This is a genomic window from Desulfobacterales bacterium, from assembly GCA_034520365.1.
Lineage (GTDB): Bacteria > Desulfobacterota > Desulfobacteria > Desulfobacterales > Desulfosalsimonadaceae > M55B175.
Genome location: JAXHNP010000006.1, coordinates 695,732 through 711,319 on the forward strand (window position 1 = coordinate 695,732; position 15,588 = coordinate 711,319).

The following is a 15,588-nucleotide window of genomic DNA, read 5'->3' on the forward strand; positions in this document are numbered from 1 at the left end:
CTGGTAAGAGAGGTTAGGAAATGGGCAGTAAACGGACAATAATTACGCTTGAAGAATCAAACAAATCTTGGTTGGAAGCTTACAGCGCATCTGAAGGGATCTCCATGGCCGAGGCGATTCGAAGAGGGATTAAATGCTTAAAAGCTAATGAAAATAGAAAGCTTTATAATGACTTGGTTAATAAAACCAGGGGCAAATGGAAAAAGGGAGACGGGCTTGATTACCAGCGACAAGTAAGATCTGAATGGTAGATGGGTCATGATTAAACGGCTTTTAGATTCTGTCATTCTTATTGACCACCTGAATACCATTAATGTCGCTTCTGATTTTATCCGATCTCTTTCGCCTGAGGAGACTGCCATTTCAGTCATCACTTATGCTGAAATTATGGTTGGCGTCAAACCAGCGGACAAGGCGTTGGTGAAGTCATTTCTTTACCAGTTTACCATCTTTCCCATTGATATCAGCATTGCAGAAATTGCATCTGACTTAAGGCAAAAACATGGTTGGAAATTGCCGGATGCATTTCAGGCAGCGATTGCAGTGCACCACAATATTCAACTCACAACAAGAAATACAAAAGACTTTTCATCTGCCAAACATAACTTTGTCGAGATCCCCTATACATTATGACTTTGGAAGGGTTCAGGGTTCAGTCGAAGCACCAAACAGGAAAAAGCACCAAATAACAAATCACAAATTACAAACAAGCACCAAATCTCAATGACCAAAATTTCAAACAAGCGGCGGCCTGAGATAAGCGCACTTGTTATTGTCGAGCGGGAGCGAGAAATTTTTACATGAAAGATCCCTCGTCGCTGGCGCTCCTCGGGATGACAGTATGTGAAGGGTGTCAAACCTTGAATTGTGAATTAAAAAAGAAGAGTTCACGGTTCAGGGTTCACAGTTCACAGTTCACGGTTCAGGGTTAAATTCCAAATCTCAAATCACAAATTACAAACAAGCACCAAGCAGAATTAAGCACCAAATAACAAAACATAAATTTCAAACAAGCACCAAATCTCAATGACCAAAATTTCAAACAAACGGCGGCCTGAGATAAGCGCAGTTGTCATTTATCGAAGCGTGCCGGCATGCCGGCGGGGGTAAATCTGTTGGCCTCGCCGTTATGTTTTCTGGTTGACCTTGAGCAATATCACTGAGGTGAAAAAATGGAAGAATACACGGTGAAAAGGCCGTTAAAAAGGCCGCCAACCCATCCGGGGGAAATTCTGCGGGAAGATGTATTGATAAATCTTGGGTTATCGGTAAGCGAAGCAGCACGAAAACTCGGGGTTTCCCGACAGCAGTTGCATCGCATCTTAGCCTGCACGCATCCGATTTCAATAGAAATGGCTCTTCGAATCGGCAAATTCGTTGGAAACGGACCTGGCATATGGTTACGTATGCAGCAGGCGCATGATCTTTGGCAAGCTGAGCAACGAATGAGGGATCAGTTATCAAAAATTGAACCGGCTACATCTGATTATTGCAACAATCAAGATTGTCTATGAAATGTCAATATTTCCAAGGTTGCCCGGCGAAAACTCAGGCAGCTCGAAATCGCCAATCACCTTGAGGATTTAAGAATTCCCCCCGGCAATCATTTAGAGGCGCTTAAAGGCAGTCGTGCCGGTCAATATAGCATTCGCATTAATGATCAGTGGCGGATCTGCTTTCGCTGGTCGAATGGATTCGCATGTGAAGGGTGTCAAACCTTGAATTGTGAATTAAAGAAGGGAAGTTCAGAGTTCAGGGTTCACAGTTCACAGTTCAGGGTTCAGGGCTCGGTCGAAGCACCAAAAAGAAAAAAGCACCAAAAAGAAAAAAGCACCAAATCTCAAATTACAAATTACAAACAAGAACCAAGCAGAATTAAGCACCAAATAACAAAACACAAATTTCAAACAAGCACCAAATCTCAATGACCAAAATTTCAAACAAACGGCGGCCTGAGATAAGCGCAGTTGTTATTATCGAGCGGGAACGAGAAATTTTTACATGAAAGATCCCTCGTCGCTGGCGCTCCTCGGGATGACAGGGTGGAGGTTGGCGCTGCTCGGGATGACAAGGGATGGGAATTGTGCTCCTCGGGATGACAGGGGGGCTGGCGCTCCTTGGGATGACGGGGGGAGGTGCTAAAGTTAAAGATATTGAGCAACAAATAATAAATTCCAAAAAACAAACCAATCCCGATGACCAAAATTCGGAAATCCCCCTCCCTGCCTTTTCTGCCTGCAATTGACTTTGCATGGAAACCTATTTAAAATATAGAAAATGATGTTGATGCCATAGATGTGGATTTTCGATTATCCGATGCGAGGAAGGGCTATGACCATGACGCAATTGATCATAGAAGTGCCGGAGACAGCGTTTGCGGCATTCAAGCAGACGCCGGCTGAATTCGCCCGGGCAATGAAAATGACAGCTCTTGTTAAGTGGTATGAAGAGGGCAAGATTTCACAGTCCAAGGCAGCCGAAATCGCGGGTATATCCCGGCAGGAGTTTCTTGAACATTTATATGAGCATAAAATTTCACCGTATCAGCTTGCCCCTGAGGAATTAATCGATGAAGTCGGATAAGCTTTTAGTCAATGCTTCTCGGCCTATGGGATGATACATGATAGAGTGGCATGAAAGTTCCTAACTGTAAAAATGCTGAGGTTCCAGAGAGTGCATATTCCGGATGATTTCGGCCACCAATTCCGATTCATCTCGGCCACCAATTCCGGATGATTCCGGCCAGTGATTCCGATTGATGTCGGCCACCGATTCCGACGGAAGTCGGCCGGTGATTCCGATCCATTTCGGCCACCCATCACAAGTAATTTTTTGAGCAAAGCTTCGCTGGTGAACAAAAATTATTAGCGGTAAGTTGTGCCTCTTTTAATCATTCAAAGGAGGTGCAAATGCCAGCGGAGCGAATCACCATGCGAAAAATCAAAGAAGTTTTACGTCTCAAATTCGAATGCAGACTCAGTAACCGAAAGATTGCCAACAGTACTTCCATCGCCCGGAGCACGGTAGGCGATTATATCCAGCGGGTCAAGGCTGCGGGCCTTGGCTGGCCGCTTCCGGAGGATATGGATGATGCGCAATTAGAAAAGATCCTGTTTGACCAGGTGCCCTGCACGTCCAAGGATCACCGGCCGCCTTTAAATTTCTCCTATGTCCACCAGGAGCTCAAACGCAAGGGCGTGACCCTCATGCTGTTATGGCATGAATATAAAGCCCAAAACCCCCAAGGCTATCAATACAGCCAGTTCTGTCATCTCTATCGCCAATGGCGCGATAAACTGGACCCGGTCATGCGCCAGGACCACCGGGCAGGAGAAAAGCTCTTTGTCGACTACAGCGGCATGACCGTGCCGATTACCGATTCCGGCAGCGGCACCACCTCCGAGGCCCAGATCTTTATCGCCTGTATGGGGGCTTCCAATTACACCTACGCCGAAGCAAGCTTGAGTCAAAACCTGTCGGACTGGATTGATTCCCATGTCCGGGTATTTGAATTTTTAGGCGGTGTGCCGGAGCTGGTCATCCCCGATAATCTCAAAAGCGGTGTGAACAAGGCCTGTCGATATGAGCCGGATCTAAACCCCACGTATCTGGATATGGCCAATCATTATGACACCGCTGTTATCCCGGCCCGGGTCCGGGCACCAAGGATAAAGCCAAGGCTGAGGTCAGCGTCCAGATTGTGGAACGCTGGATTTTGGCCAGGCTTCGCAACCGGACGTTCTTCAGTGTCACCGAGTTAAACCGGGCGATCGATGAGCTTTTGGTTGAGCTAAACAACAAGTCCTTCCAGAAACTGCCGGGAACCCGAAAAAGCGTGTTTGAGTCCATGGACAAGCCGGCTTTAAAACCGCTGCCCATGGCACGGTATCAGTTTGCCCAATGGAAAAAAGCCCGGGTGCATGTTGATTATCATGTGGAAGTCGACGGCCATTATTACAGTGTGCCTTACCAGCTTATGAAAAAGCAGCTCGACGTCAGGATAACCGCCAATACCGTGGAATGCTTTTATAAGGGCAAAAGGGTGGCCAGTCATGCCTCAAGCGACCGGATGGGCCGGCATACCACGCTCAAGGAACATATGCCCAAAAAGCACCAGCAATATGCGGAATGGACGCCTGAGCGCCTGGTGCGCTGGGCTGGTAAAATCGGCCCCCATACGGCTGAGTTGATCGAAAAAGTGATGGCTGTTCGTATCCATCCTCAGCAGGGCTTTCGCAGCTGTCTGGGCATTCTTCGGCTGGGCAAAAGCTATGGGGAGGAGCGGCTTGAAGCCGCTGCCTGTCGGGCCAATCAAATCGGCGGCAAAAGCTATAAAAGCGTGGAGTCCATCCTGAAGAACGGGCTGGATCGCAAGCCCCTGGCCGAGGAAGAGTCTTCGGGGAAGCCGATTGACCACGCCAACATCAGGGGCGGGAAATATTACGAGTAAAAGGTATGGATCTGATCTTAATTGGGGGCGCTGCCCCCAAACCCCCGGGGTTAACGCATTATGGACCAAAGTATGAGAGATGGGCCGCACGCAGGGTACGGCCCTCATACTTCGGTCACCCTGGCCGGCGCTCGGGTCGCTCCCCAGCGTTGCCCTATCCTCCGGCAAAGGCGGATATCAATATAGCCTATTCATTAAACTTTGAAAAGATAAAAAAGGAAAATATATCATGTTGACCCATCCGATTATGGACAAATTACAGGCAATGAAGTTCTACGGCATGCGAAAGGCATTTGAAGAGCAACTGCAGACGGCTGATATCGAAAAGTTCTCCTTTGAAGAACGCTTGGGTCTGCTTGTGGATCGAGAACATACAGAAAGGCAGGATAGACAGCTAAAGACCCGGCTGAAAAAAGCCAAGCTGCGGCATCAGACCAGTATGGAGGACATAGATTATACCTATCCCCGGGGGCTGGATAAGCAGTTCATATTATCGCTTGCCGCCTGCGAATGGTTAAAAGCCCGTCACAATGTATTTATCACCGGGCCGACCGGGATCGGAAAATCGTATTTGGCCTGCGCACTTGCCCACAAGGCCTGTCTGGAAGGATATAGTGCGTTGTATCTGCGGGTGCCGAAATTGTTCTCCGAGCTGAGTCTGGCCAAAGGCGACGGCCGTTACGGCAAACTTTTGGCCGGCTTCGCCAAAACGCACTTATTAATCCTCGATGACTGGGGCTTATCAAACCTTACCAAGGAGCAGCAGCGGGATTTTCTTGAAATCATAGAGGATCGCTGTGAGATCCACTCAACAGTAATCACCAGCCAGCTGCCGGTATCGCATTGGCACGAGGTCATCGATGATCCGACCCTGGCCGATGCCATCCTCGACCGCCTGGTTCACAATGCATACAAAATCAATCTGAAAGGAGACTCTATGCGGAAGAAAAAAGAAAGTTGACTTAAAGCGAGTAATTTGTGAAGGAAAAGACAGCGTCGCTTTGCTCCGAAAAAGTGGCCGACATCATCCGGAACGAGTGGCCGGAATCAATCGGAACAGGTGGCCGACTTCGTCCGGAACAGGCGGCCGGAATCGCCCGGAATGAGTGGCCGAGTTCGCCGGAATACGCACCAGAGAGCAAGATTGTTGATTATCTTCTTTCTCAAAGGCATCCAGAGGGAGGGCCAAAGGCAAGGTTTTTCTTCGGATGGGGGTTCACGGTAGAAGCACGGGGCGTTCTCGCTTCAGCTTTGATAAAGCAAGTCAATGAAAACGATTACGCCAATGCCGAGGAGGGAAGGCATGGAACAAAGTACATTGTCGAAGCTCCGATCGAATCACCAAAAGGAGCAACCACTCCGGTGAAAACAATCTGGATGATCGCGGAAGGCACGAAACATCCTCGATTGATCACCGCATATCCAGCATGATAGAGGAAAGAAATGATAAAGGAACACGATAGAGTCATTCTAACGGAAGCGATTGAAGAACATGGGCTTGAGGCTGGTGACATCGGAGCCGTAGTTTATGTTCATGGCAAAGGAGAAGCCTTTGAGGTGGAATTCGTGACCCTGGACGGAAAAACAGCCGCAGTCTTGGAGTTGGAGTCACATCAGGTGAGATTTGCAACTGCGCGAGAAATCCCCCACGCAAGGCCTCTCTCCGCTGCCTAAGGAAGACTCGGGCGAACAACAGGATCCAGGATTCAGGCTGATACAAAAAACTGGCCAAATCCTAGTGCATTGAGCGGCTTGGTTTCTCGGTTGTTTCGGCGGTTCAAGGTTTACAGTTCAGGGTTCACAGTTCACAGTTCACGGTTTGCAATTAAGCACCAAAAATAATTAAGCACCAAATCTCAAATTCCAAATTACAAACAATGACCAAAAAACAATGACCAAAATTTCAAACAAACGGCGGCCTGAGATAAGTGCACTTGTCATTTCGGGCGGGAGCGGGCAATGTTTTATTAAAGATCCCTCGTCGCTGTCGCTCCTCGGGATGACAGGGGGTAGGGGCTTTCGCTCTTAGGGATGACAGGGGGAGGGGCTGGCGCTCCTCGGGATGACAGGTGACAGGTGAAGGGTGTCAAACCTTGAATTGTGAATTAAAGAAGAAAAGTTCACAGTTCAGAGTTCACGGTTCATAGTTCAGGGTTCATAGTTCAGGGTTCAGGGTTCGGAGTGCAGGGTTCAGTCGAAGCACCAAAAAGAAAAAAGCACCAAATCTCAAATTACAAATTTCAAACAAGCACCAAAAATAATTAAGCACCAAATTACAAAACACAAATTTCAAACAAGCACCAAATCTCAATGATCAAAATTTCAAACGAATGGCGGCCTGAAATAAGCGCAGTTGTTATTATCGAGCGGGAACGAGAAATTTTTACATGAAAGATCCCTCGTCGCTGGCGCTCCTCGGGATGACAGGGGGTAGGGGCTTGCGCTCCTCGGGATGACAGGGTAAAGGGGCGGGGGCACGCAGAACCCGTTCCGCACCCCGAAAATTAATATCTTATTGATAATATTTCATGATTTGGGTTGTTGGCGAAAAAAGCTATGGTGAATGGTGAATAGGTGTGATGACAAGTACTTTATCCCTAATAAAGAAGGGTGAATCCGAACGGCTTGAGTTTAAAACCGCCTTTGGCAAAGAGGTGATTGAAACCTTATCCGCCTTTGCAAATTCAAACGGAGGCACTGTTCTTATCGGTGTTGGGGATAAAGGAAAGATTGCGGGCGTTCAGGCCGGGCAGGAAAGCGTTCAGCAATGGATAAACCAAATAAAAAATTCGACCAGCCCTTCCATTATTCCGGATACAGAAATTATCTCCCATCAAAACAAGACAATCGTTGCGCTTTCGGTTATTTCCTACCCCATCAAGCCCATAAGTTTTAAAGGAAAATACTATAAGCGGGTTCATAATTCCAATCATTTGATGGATCTCAATGAAATCGCCAACGAGCACTTAAAAACGATGAATCTCAGCTGGGATTTTGCGCCGGATATCGGCCATAGTATTGGCGACATTTCGCTCGACAAGGTGAATCATTTCATTGATATGTGCAATCACTTCAGAGATTATCCTATCTCAGATGATCCCCTGACGGTCTTAAAGAAGTTTGAACTCATTCGGGAAAATACAATCACGTTTGGTTGTTTTCTGCTTTTCTGCAAGAAACCGTCATTGACAACCACCATTGATGCCGGGCGCTTCGATTCTGAAGTTATTATCAGAGACAGTGAAACCATTCGGGACGACCTTTTTTCGGAAGTCGATGCAGCCATGAATTTTGTGCGTAAACACATCAGCAAAAGAATGGTTATATCCGGCAAAGCCCAGAGGGATGAGGTTTGGGAATATCCGCTTGAAGCCGTGAGGGAAATTGTCATCAATATGATAGTTCATCGTGATTACCGGGCCAGTGCGGATTCAACAATCAAGATATTCGGGGACAGGATCGAGTTTTTTAACCCGGGCGGCCTTCCCCCGGGCATTCGCATGGAAGATATTATCTCCGGAAAAATTGCCTCCAATCCGAGAAATAAACAAATTGCTTCGATTTTTAAGGAGGCCGGAATTATTGAAAAGTATGGGTCGGGTATTAAGCGGGTTCGGCAGACAATGAAAAGGGCTGGGGCGCGTGAGCCATTGTTTGAAGGGTTGGCTGACTGTTTCAAGGTTACTTTGTATCCTATTGATGGTTCCGGAAGTGGCGGAGTAAATGGCGGAGTAAGTGGCGGAGTAAGTGGCGGAGTAACGGAAGTGTTGAACTTTATATATAACAACCCAGGTAACAATACCAGGCAGATACAGGATCAATTGGGTGTTACAAGAAGAACTCTTGAGCGCCTTTTGAAAACGCTCAGGGATCAGGGGAAAATAGAGTTTCGCGGGGCGCCTAAAAGTGGGGGGTATTATGTGAAGGGTGTCAAACCTTGAATTGTGAATTAAAGAAGAAAAGTTCAGGGTTCAGGGTTCACAGTTCAGAGTTCAGGGTTCACAGTTCAGAGTTCAGGGTTCACGGTTCACAGTTCACAGTTCGGGGATCAGGGTTCAGTCGAAGCACCAAAAAGAAAAAAGCACCAAATAACAAATTACAAATTACAAACAAGCACCAAAAACAATTAAGCACCAAATAACAAAACACAAATTTCAAACAAGCACCAAATCAAAAGCGCCAAATCACAAACAATAACCAAACCGCCATTTAAAAATCACGTTGACTTTATGTATATAATCATAGTATACACAATTTATGGTTAAACCAAAAAAAATATTGGAAAGTTGTACCGGTTTTGAATGGGATCAGGGCAATCTTACCAAGAATTGGGATCAACATGATGTTTCAAACGGAGAATGTGAACAAATATTTTTTAATAGACCTTTAATAATAAAACAGAACAAAGAGCATTCCAAAAATGAAAATCGATATTATGTGCTTGGTCGTACGAATGTAAATCGCCTGCTTTTTGCCGTTTTTACTGTTCGTAACGACAAAATACGAATAATTTCCGCACGTGATATGACAGATGCGGAAATTGAAAGGTATCTCAAATGAAAATACCAAAATTTAAAAGTGAGGCCGAAGAGCGTCTTTTCTGGCAAAAACATGATTCTTCAGAATATATTGACTGGTCAGATGCAGAAAATGTCGTTATGCCTAAGCTTAAGCCTTCGACCCGATCAATTTCCATCCGTCTCCCTGAGTCCATGATTGAAGAGCTTAAAGTGATTGCAAATAAACGAGACGTACCCTACCAGTCGCTGCTTAAAATTTTTATATCTGAGCGAATTGACGCTGAACTGCATCAGTAATTTTAGCAGCATGAAGGGTGTCAAACCTTGAATTGTGAATTAAAAAAGAAAAGTTCGCGGTTCAGAGTTCAGGGTTCAGGGTTCAGGGGATCGGGGTTCAGGGTTCAGTCGAAGCACCAAAAAGAAAAAAGCACCAAATCTCAAATTACAAATTACAAACAAGCACCAAAAATAATTAAGCACCAAATTACAAAACACAAATTTCAAACAAGCACCAAATCTCAATGACCAAAATTTCAAACAACAAGGGCGGCCGCCGAAGGGGTTTTGTTTTGAAAATTGGTGCTTGGAATTTGGGATTTGTTTGTCATTTGGTGGTTGGGATTTGAGATTTAATCAAATCCGTCTGAGGATTAAAGCAGCAGAAGGAAAAATTGATGAAGATAGAAGAAATAAAAAGAATAGCTGAGGAGTTAATTGCGAAGTTAAGGCCTGAGGTTAAAGTTGTGCGTATTTATGCCTATGGTTCGCAAGTCAGGGGAGAGGCAGTGCCTGGATCCGATCTCGATTTTTTGATAGAAGTGCCTGAGAAAAGCGCTTCTTTAAAAAGACGGATACAGAATGCAGCCTGGGAACTGAGCCTTGAAAAAGAAATCGTAATTTCAGTTGTTGTGGTAAGTGAAAGTGAATTTCACTATGGGCCCTTGTCTGTTAGCTGTCTTGCTCGAAACATTGAGCGCGAAGGAATCGAGATAGCGGCATGAGCAGCGAGGATAACCATTTCCAAGCTTTGATTCGATATCGACTGGAACAAGCTGATCAGGGTGCACAGTTCACAGTTCAGGGTTCACAGTTCAGGGTTCAGGGTTCGGCTGAAGCACCAAAAAGAAAAAAGCACCAAATAGCAAATTACAAATTACAAACAATAACCCAAATCAGAAGCACCAAATCACAAACAACAATCAAATCTCAATGACCAAAATTTCAAACAATTCCATATAGGGCGTTTCTGTTATTTATCGAGCGGGGGCGAGAAATCTTGTTACATGAAAGATCCATGAAAGATCCCTCGTAGCTGGCGCTCCTCGGGATGACAGGGGTAGGGTGTGAAGGGTGTCAAACCTTGAATTGTGAATTAAAAAAGAGAAAAGTTCAGGGTTCACGGTTCACAGTTCACAGTTCACGGTTTCGTTTGATGAGTGGGCCGGTATTCGGTATAAAGTTTTAAATACAATATGGATTTAATGTAATCGGTGAAGAAATGAATAAACAAAACATTATAGCGGAATGCAAGAAAGTTTTGAAAGACCACTACGGCAAACGATTTTATGGCCTGTTTTTATATGGTTCGGCTGCTCGTGGCGATGCGGAAAATACAAGCGATATTGATTTGCTTGTGATTTTATCGGGTGCTTTCGATTATTTTACTGAATTGCGGACGATAGTAGATCTGCTTTATCCGTTTCAACTTGAATCCGAAAATCTCATATCAGCCAAACCGGTTTCATTGGAGGAATTTGAGGCGGGAAGTTCGCAACTTTATCGCAATGCAAAGCAGGAAGGTGTCGCGGCTTGAGTTCGGAAAAATACACCGAAGAAATCCGAGCAAATATTGAAAGGGCAGACCGAGCTGTTGAAGCGGCAAAACAATTATTATCAGGTGGGTATTCTGATTTTGCGGCTTCAAGAGCATATTATGCTGCATTTTATGCGGCAACAGGGCTTTTATTAAAAGAAAAACTGACGTTTCGCAAGCATAGTGGCGTCATCGCCACAATTCATAAAAACTTTATCAAGCCGGGCAGATTGGAAAAGCATCATGGCAGGAATTTGAACTGGCTTTTTGAGTTGCAAGGTGTTGGGGATTATGGGGTTACCCTTCATGTGCCCATGGCAGATGCCAGGCAGGCTGTTGATGCAGCAGCAGAATTTGTGGATGCGGTAAAAAGGATGATTTGATGCGGAGTGGGGCCGGGCGGTGGGGCGGTGTCAAACCTTGAATTGTGAATTAAAGAAGAAAAGTTTAGGGTTCAGGGTTTACAGTTCAGAGTTCACGGTTCACAGTTCACAGTTCACAGTTCAGGGTTCAGTCGAAGCACCAAGAGAATTAAGCACCAAATTGCAAATCACAAATTACAAACAAGGACTCAAATCAGAAGCACCAAATCACAAACAATAATTAAATCTCCACCGCCTCGGTCCGGGGAATAAGGCAGCAGAAGTAAAAATTGATGAAGATAGAAGAAATAAAAGGCCAGGGCAGAAAGAAAAGGATGAGATTTTTTATGTATATTGTAAAAAAGATTGACTTTTTACATAAATGCTTTTAGTTTTTCGTTATGATTCCCCGTGATTCCGAGAAAATCATCCACGCGCAGTTGCACGGCTTTCCGATCGTTACAATCACCGGGCCCAGGCAAGCGGGAAAAACGACGCTGGCACGCGCCGTATTTCCCCACAAACCTTATTTCTCGCTTGAAGATCCCGATATCCGGCAATTGGTTGTTGAAGATCCCAGGGCTTTTCTAAGCCGCATGCCTGATGGCGCGGTGTTAGATGAGGTTCAGCGGGTCCCTGAAATGCTTTCCTATTTGCAGACCCATGTTGACAAAGACGGACGAACGGGTCTTTTTTTAATTACAGGTTCCCAACAGTTCGGCTTGATGGCCGGGATTACGCAGTCATTGGCAGGGCGGACTGCATTTATTGAGCTGCTTCCTTTTTCGGTCGGGGAATTAGAGGCGGCGGGAATTCGGCCGGCCGAGCTTGACCATATGCTTTTTACCGGTGGATATCCACCGTTGTATGATCGGCCGTTATCACCACGTTTCTGGCTGCCGGCTTATGTTACAGCTTATGTAGAACGCGATGTCCGGCAGCTCCTTAATGTCCAGGACCTGGACGCATTTCAGCGGTTTCTGAGGTTGTGTGCGGGACGGAGCGGGCAAATTTTGAATCTTTCATCATTGGCGGCGGATTGCGGTATTACCCATAACACGGCGAAATCATGGATTTCGGTGCTGGAGGCCAGTTATATCCTGTTTCAGTTGCGCCCCCATCATGCCAATTTTCGTAAGCGGTTGGTCAAATCGCCAAAACTATATTTTTATGACACCGGGTTGCTGTGTTGGCTTTTGGGCATTCAGGAGGCGCAACAGCTTGCCACCCACCCATTGCGCGGCAGTATATTTGAAACGTTTATCGTCTCCGAATTGATGAAAATCCGATTTAACCGGATGGAAAATGTGGGTTTTTATTTCTGGCGGGACAGCAACGGCAACGAGATTGACGTCATCGCCGATTATGGCGGCAAACTGATGCCGATTGAAATTAAGGCGGGTCAGACTCTTAATCGGGATTTTTTTTCCGGGCTTGAAAAATGGATGGCGTTAGCCGGTAATCAATCGATTGCGCCTGCGCTTATTTACGGTGGCTCCGAAAAAATGGAGCATAAGGGCGTCAAGGTATTTAATTGGGAGGCGGTGGGGGAGGTTTTGAGGGTGTCAAACCTTGAATTGTGAATTAAGCTGTGCCAGCCATGATTGAAGCTGCTCGCTTTGGTTAATCTGTTTTTTGATTGATGCTACATTGTGGCTTACAGCAGAGTAGGTCATGGCAAACCGGTTTCCGAGTTCCGCATTGGTCATCAGCCCGGTGTTCCACATCAAGTAAAGCAATAAATCCCGTTTCTGTTTGTCCTCACCCCGCAGCCGTCCGGCTTGAACGCATTTTTCCATATCCAGGCCAAGGGTCGCGGCGGCTTTTTCAATCTGATCCCCGCTGTTCATATCCTTTGCCAGTTTTTTCTGCTGAGGGATTTCAATTTCCGGTGTTTCCGGCAGAAACCGGTTTCGGATATTTTCCGCAAACTGCTCAGACCCTAAAATAAATCCGTGGCGAAGATCCTCCATCAGCTGCTTTTCCTCGTTGGCATAATCCTGGACTTTAAGCCGGTATCCGGCGTGCGGGTCGCTGCTGTCGAAAGCGGAAAGGATCTTTTCCGTGCGCAGCCAGTCCGGCCCCTTTTTTCCGTAAGCATATACCGGATAGCTGCTCCATGGATAGTCGATAAGCCGGTTGACAAGGCCGGCTCTTAAGGGATTGCGGTGAATGTAGCAGGACAGTCCGATGAAATAGGATTCGTCTTCGACCAGAATACTTTTATAACGGCCTTGAAAAAGGTGGCCCTGTTTGCTATTGCGATTATTAAATCGCCGGGTGTAGGTGGTGCCGAGCCATTGCATGGCAGTTTTCAGGTTGGCGTGACGGGTTCTGGCCATAAGGTGGTAATGGTTGGGCATAAACACATAGGCAAGAATATCGATTTCGAAACGTTCCGCAAATTCGGCAACCGTATTTGAAAACAAATGCCGGTCTTTTTCAGACATGAAGATTTCCTGTCCGGCATTGCCCCGGGACAGCAAATGATAGATTGCGCCCGGATATTCAATTCGCCATGCTCTTCCCATAATATGCATATAGAGATAGGACTTAACCATGTCAAGGATAATTCACAATTCAAGGTTTGACACCCTTGTCACCCTTGTTTTGCTGGTGGTGGTGGTGGCGTTGTCGGGGTGTGCGGCGCTGCAGGGCAATGGGTTGATAATCGCGGCAGGTGAGGGCGATGCCGCAGAGGCGCAAGCGGCGTTGGAGAAAAGCGTTGATGTGAACAGGGTGGATAAGGAGCAGCGGTTCGCCCTGCTGGAGGCTGCTTCAAACGGGCATCCGGAGGTTGTAGAGCTTTTGGTGGAAAACGGGGCGGATGTTGATTTGTCGAATCGCTCCGGCATGACGGCGCTGATGGCGGCGGCTTCGAGTGGCCATGAATCGATTGTTCGCTATTTGATTGCGCAGGATGCGGATGTGTCGCTCAAAAACCAGCGGGGGTTTACCGCCCTTCACTTTGCTTTGGATCAGGGCGATATCAATGTGATTGAGGCCCTGGTGGAAAAGGGGGCGCCGGTTAATGTCAGCGGGAAAAAGGAAGTCCCCCCATTATTTCTGGCGGTTGAGCGGGCCAATAAAGCCGCTGCCGAACTCCTTATCGAAAACGGGGCCGAGTTGGATGCAAAAAATCCCGACGGCAACACCCCGCTGCATGCGGCGGCAAAAAAAGCGAGCCCTGAATTGGTTCAATTGCTGCTCGATGCGGGGGCGCCGGTTTCCGCAAAAAATGATAATGGGGCGGATGCGCTTTTGGTTGCTGCCGGTTCAAATTACTTTACGATTGTCGAAAACCTGTACAAGCGTGTTGCCGATTCGGTCGACGGAGATTTCGCTCAATATCAGGCAGATGCAGATGAGGATGGCGCCGGGCAGCGGTATAACCTGTATGACATCCTGCAGGCATTGGAGGGCATCCGGCCGGGCTACAGCAGTGACACCGATATAAAAGAGTTCCACCACGCGCTTGCGAACAGCCCCCTTACCCTTGTTGTTTCAGAGGAAACCTTTCAATCCGTGATTGCCGGGCTGCGCAAGGATTACCTCGAGACGGCCACGCTGCTGCTGGAAGCCGGGCTGCCTGTAAATACATCGGATAGAAGAGGCGAGACTGTTCTGATGAAGCTCTGCAAGCAGAAAGACTGTGTGGCTGCGGAGTTTGAGAAAAAATCCATTCAACTGGCCCCGGATGTAGCCGCCCGGCTAAATTCAGCCTGCGAGAATGCGGGAATAATCCACGCCGAACTCATGGTATTGTTTATTAAAAAAGGGGCGGATGTGGCGGCCCGGGATGAAAATGAGCAGACCGCCTTGATGTACGCATGTGAGAATGAAAATTTTCAATATGCGAAGTTTTTGATCCGGCACGGGGCGGATGTGAACAAAGCCAATTATGAGGGATGGACCCCGCTGATCTATGCCGCTGCCAATGAAGATTTTGAAATGGTTAAGCTTTTGCTTGATGCGGGGGCGGCGGTGAATGCCGCTAATTCATTCGGCGAGACCGCGTTGTTGAAGGTGGCGCATCGGAATAATCCGAAGATTGCGGAGCTGCTGGTCAAAAACGGGGCGGATCCGGATATTGAAAATTCGCACAGCAATTCGCCGAGGAGTATCGCCAGGGAGTATGGGTATTCCGAGATTTTGGAGATATTTCGGAGATGAAAGGTCAGGGTTCACAGTTCACAGTTCACAGTTCACGGTTCGCGGTTCACAGTTTAGGGTTCAGGGTGTAGAGTTGTTAAAGGGGGCGTGGGGGCTGTCATCCCGAGGAGCGGCAGCGACGAGGGATCTTTTAGAGAAAAGATTTCTCGCTGTCGCTCGAAATGACAGTGTGGAAAAGATTTCTCGCTGTCGCTCGAAATGACAGTGTGGCCGGTTTTGCCATGGCGGCTGAAAGCTGCTTTCTGCAAAAACACTTTGGTGTTCGCATAA

The 15,588-nt window shown here is 46.9% G+C and carries 18 protein-coding genes and 1 pseudogene; 18 read left to right on the forward strand and 1 reads right to left on the reverse strand.

Annotated features, from left to right (window positions below; all coding sequences use genetic code 11):
* The first annotated feature begins 20 nt into the window (after window positions 1-20).
* The 17 genes and pseudogenes from U5L07_11130 to U5L07_11210 all read left to right on the forward strand — a co-directional run bounded on the left by U5L07_11130 (window position 21) and on the right by U5L07_11210 (window position 12,728).
* The gene (locus tag U5L07_11130; GenBank protein MDZ7832295.1) at window positions 21-251 is read left to right on the forward strand and encodes a hypothetical protein; all 231 of its coding nucleotides are present in this window, start codon (window positions 21-23) and stop codon (window positions 249-251) included.
* 7 nt (window positions 252-258) lie between these two features.
* The gene (locus U5L07_11135) at window positions 259-633 is read left to right on the forward strand and encodes a PIN domain-containing protein (protein ID MDZ7832296.1); all 375 of its coding nucleotides are present in this window, start codon (window positions 259-261) and stop codon (window positions 631-633) included.
* Between the two features lie 539 nt (window positions 634-1,172).
* Window positions 1,173-1,514, forward strand: coding sequence for a HigA family addiction module antitoxin (locus tag U5L07_11140; protein ID MDZ7832297.1), 342 nt, complete (start codon window positions 1,173-1,175; stop codon window positions 1,512-1,514).
* 9 nt (window positions 1,515-1,523) lie between these two features.
* A complete protein-coding gene (locus U5L07_11145; protein MDZ7832298.1) occupies window positions 1,524-1,928 on the forward strand; it encodes a type II toxin-antitoxin system RelE/ParE family toxin in 405 nt (134 codons plus the stop codon).
* A 146-nt stretch (window positions 1,929-2,074) separates the two neighbouring features.
* Window positions 2,075-2,245 (forward strand): hypothetical protein, encoded by a 171-nt coding sequence (locus tag U5L07_11150; GenBank protein ID MDZ7832299.1) that lies wholly within the window; start codon window positions 2,075-2,077, stop codon window positions 2,243-2,245.
* An 86-nt stretch (window positions 2,246-2,331) separates the two neighbouring features.
* Window positions 2,332-2,583 (forward strand): UPF0175 family protein, encoded by a 252-nt coding sequence (locus U5L07_11155; GenBank protein MDZ7832300.1) that lies wholly within the window; start codon window positions 2,332-2,334, stop codon window positions 2,581-2,583.
* A 347-nt stretch (window positions 2,584-2,930) separates the two neighbouring features.
* Window positions 2,931-4,450, forward strand: a pseudogene (gene istA / locus U5L07_11160) (IS21 family transposase).
* A gap of 229 nt (window positions 4,451-4,679) precedes the next feature.
* Window positions 4,680-5,411, forward strand: a complete 732-nt coding sequence (istB, locus tag U5L07_11165) for an IS21-like element helper ATPase IstB (protein MDZ7832301.1) — start codon at window positions 4,680-4,682, stop codon at window positions 5,409-5,411.
* Window positions 5,412-5,428: 17 nt separating this feature from the next.
* Window positions 5,429-5,881: a hypothetical protein gene (locus tag U5L07_11170; protein MDZ7832302.1), complete on the forward strand. Its 453-nt coding sequence runs from the start codon at window positions 5,429-5,431 to the stop codon at window positions 5,879-5,881.
* A 12-nt stretch (window positions 5,882-5,893) separates the two neighbouring features.
* On the forward strand, window positions 5,894-6,124 hold the full coding sequence (locus tag U5L07_11175) for a DUF4926 domain-containing protein (GenBank protein ID MDZ7832303.1): 231 nt from the start codon (window positions 5,894-5,896) through the stop codon (window positions 6,122-6,124).
* A gap of 905 nt (window positions 6,125-7,029) precedes the next feature.
* Window positions 7,030-8,391 (forward strand): ATP-binding protein, encoded by a 1,362-nt coding sequence (locus U5L07_11180; GenBank protein ID MDZ7832304.1) that lies wholly within the window; start codon window positions 7,030-7,032, stop codon window positions 8,389-8,391.
* Between the two features lie 316 nt (window positions 8,392-8,707).
* A complete protein-coding gene (locus U5L07_11185) occupies window positions 8,708-9,010 on the forward strand; it encodes a BrnT family toxin (GenBank protein MDZ7832305.1) in 303 nt (100 codons plus the stop codon).
* A complete protein-coding gene (locus U5L07_11190) occupies window positions 9,007-9,267 on the forward strand; it encodes a BrnA antitoxin family protein (GenBank protein MDZ7832306.1) in 261 nt (86 codons plus the stop codon). Before U5L07_11185 ends, U5L07_11190 begins: the two co-directional genes overlap by 4 nt.
* Window positions 9,268-9,644: 377 nt before the next feature.
* Window positions 9,645-9,971, forward strand: coding sequence for a nucleotidyltransferase domain-containing protein (locus tag U5L07_11195; protein ID MDZ7832307.1), 327 nt, complete (start codon window positions 9,645-9,647; stop codon window positions 9,969-9,971).
* Window positions 9,972-10,468: 497 nt separating this feature from the next.
* Window positions 10,469-10,783 (forward strand): nucleotidyltransferase domain-containing protein, encoded by a 315-nt coding sequence (locus tag U5L07_11200; GenBank protein MDZ7832308.1) that lies wholly within the window; start codon window positions 10,469-10,471, stop codon window positions 10,781-10,783.
* On the forward strand, window positions 10,780-11,166 hold the full coding sequence (locus tag U5L07_11205; protein ID MDZ7832309.1) for a HEPN domain-containing protein: 387 nt from the start codon (window positions 10,780-10,782) through the stop codon (window positions 11,164-11,166). The genes U5L07_11200 and U5L07_11205 overlap by 4 nt, the downstream gene beginning before the upstream one ends.
* A 380-nt stretch (window positions 11,167-11,546) precedes the next feature.
* Window positions 11,547-12,728 carry an ATP-binding protein gene (locus U5L07_11210; protein MDZ7832310.1) on the forward strand — a complete coding sequence of 394 codons (1,182 nt, stop codon included), beginning with the start codon at window positions 11,547-11,549 and terminating at the stop codon, window positions 12,726-12,728.
* On the opposite strand, the gene U5L07_11215 is transcribed toward U5L07_11210, so the two are convergent.
* Entirely contained in the window at window positions 12,711-13,706 is a 996-nt protein-coding gene (locus tag U5L07_11215) for a transposase (GenBank protein MDZ7832311.1), read from the reverse strand. The genes U5L07_11210 and U5L07_11215 overlap by 18 nt on opposite strands.
* Between U5L07_11215 and U5L07_11220 the strand changes: the two genes are divergently transcribed.
* Complete coding sequence (locus U5L07_11220; protein ID MDZ7832312.1) at window positions 13,705-15,318, forward strand: ankyrin repeat domain-containing protein; 1,614 nt, start codon at window positions 13,705-13,707, stop codon at window positions 15,316-15,318. The two genes, U5L07_11215 and U5L07_11220, sit on opposite strands and share 2 nt — an antisense overlap.
* The last annotated feature ends 270 nt before the right edge of the window (window positions 15,319-15,588 follow it).

Excerpts from the sequence above, each read along its gene's own strand:
- U5L07_11150 (MDZ7832299.1), top strand. The coding sequence starts at position 2,075 with ATGGGAATTGTGCTCCTCGGGATGACAGGGGGGCTGGCGCTCCTTGGG.
- U5L07_11175 (MDZ7832303.1), top strand. The coding sequence starts at position 5,894 with ATGATAAAGGAACACGATAGAGTCATTCTAACGGAAGCGATTGAAGAA.
- U5L07_11215 (MDZ7832311.1), bottom strand. The coding sequence starts at position 13,706 with ATGGTTAAGTCCTATCTCTATATGCATATTATGGGAAGAGCATGGCGA.
- U5L07_11140 (MDZ7832297.1), top strand. The coding sequence starts at position 1,173 with ATGGAAGAATACACGGTGAAAAGGCCGTTAAAAAGGCCGCCAACCCAT.
- U5L07_11135 (MDZ7832296.1), top strand. The coding sequence starts at position 259 with ATGATTAAACGGCTTTTAGATTCTGTCATTCTTATTGACCACCTGAAT.
- U5L07_11185 (MDZ7832305.1), top strand. The coding sequence starts at position 8,708 with ATGGTTAAACCAAAAAAAATATTGGAAAGTTGTACCGGTTTTGAATGG.
- U5L07_11180 (MDZ7832304.1), top strand. The coding sequence starts at position 7,030 with ATGACAAGTACTTTATCCCTAATAAAGAAGGGTGAATCCGAACGGCTT.
- U5L07_11200 (MDZ7832308.1), top strand. The coding sequence starts at position 10,469 with ATGAATAAACAAAACATTATAGCGGAATGCAAGAAAGTTTTGAAAGAC.
- U5L07_11210 (MDZ7832310.1), top strand. The coding sequence starts at position 11,547 with ATGATTCCCCGTGATTCCGAGAAAATCATCCACGCGCAGTTGCACGGC.
- istB (MDZ7832301.1), top strand. The coding sequence starts at position 4,680 with ATGTTGACCCATCCGATTATGGACAAATTACAGGCAATGAAGTTCTAC.
- U5L07_11130 (MDZ7832295.1), top strand. The coding sequence starts at position 21 with ATGGGCAGTAAACGGACAATAATTACGCTTGAAGAATCAAACAAATCT.
- U5L07_11195 (MDZ7832307.1), top strand. The coding sequence starts at position 9,645 with ATGAAGATAGAAGAAATAAAAAGAATAGCTGAGGAGTTAATTGCGAAG.
- U5L07_11155 (MDZ7832300.1), top strand. The coding sequence starts at position 2,332 with ATGACCATGACGCAATTGATCATAGAAGTGCCGGAGACAGCGTTTGCG.
- U5L07_11190 (MDZ7832306.1), top strand. The coding sequence starts at position 9,007 with ATGAAAATACCAAAATTTAAAAGTGAGGCCGAAGAGCGTCTTTTCTGG.
- U5L07_11220 (MDZ7832312.1), top strand. The coding sequence starts at position 13,705 with ATGTCAAGGATAATTCACAATTCAAGGTTTGACACCCTTGTCACCCTT.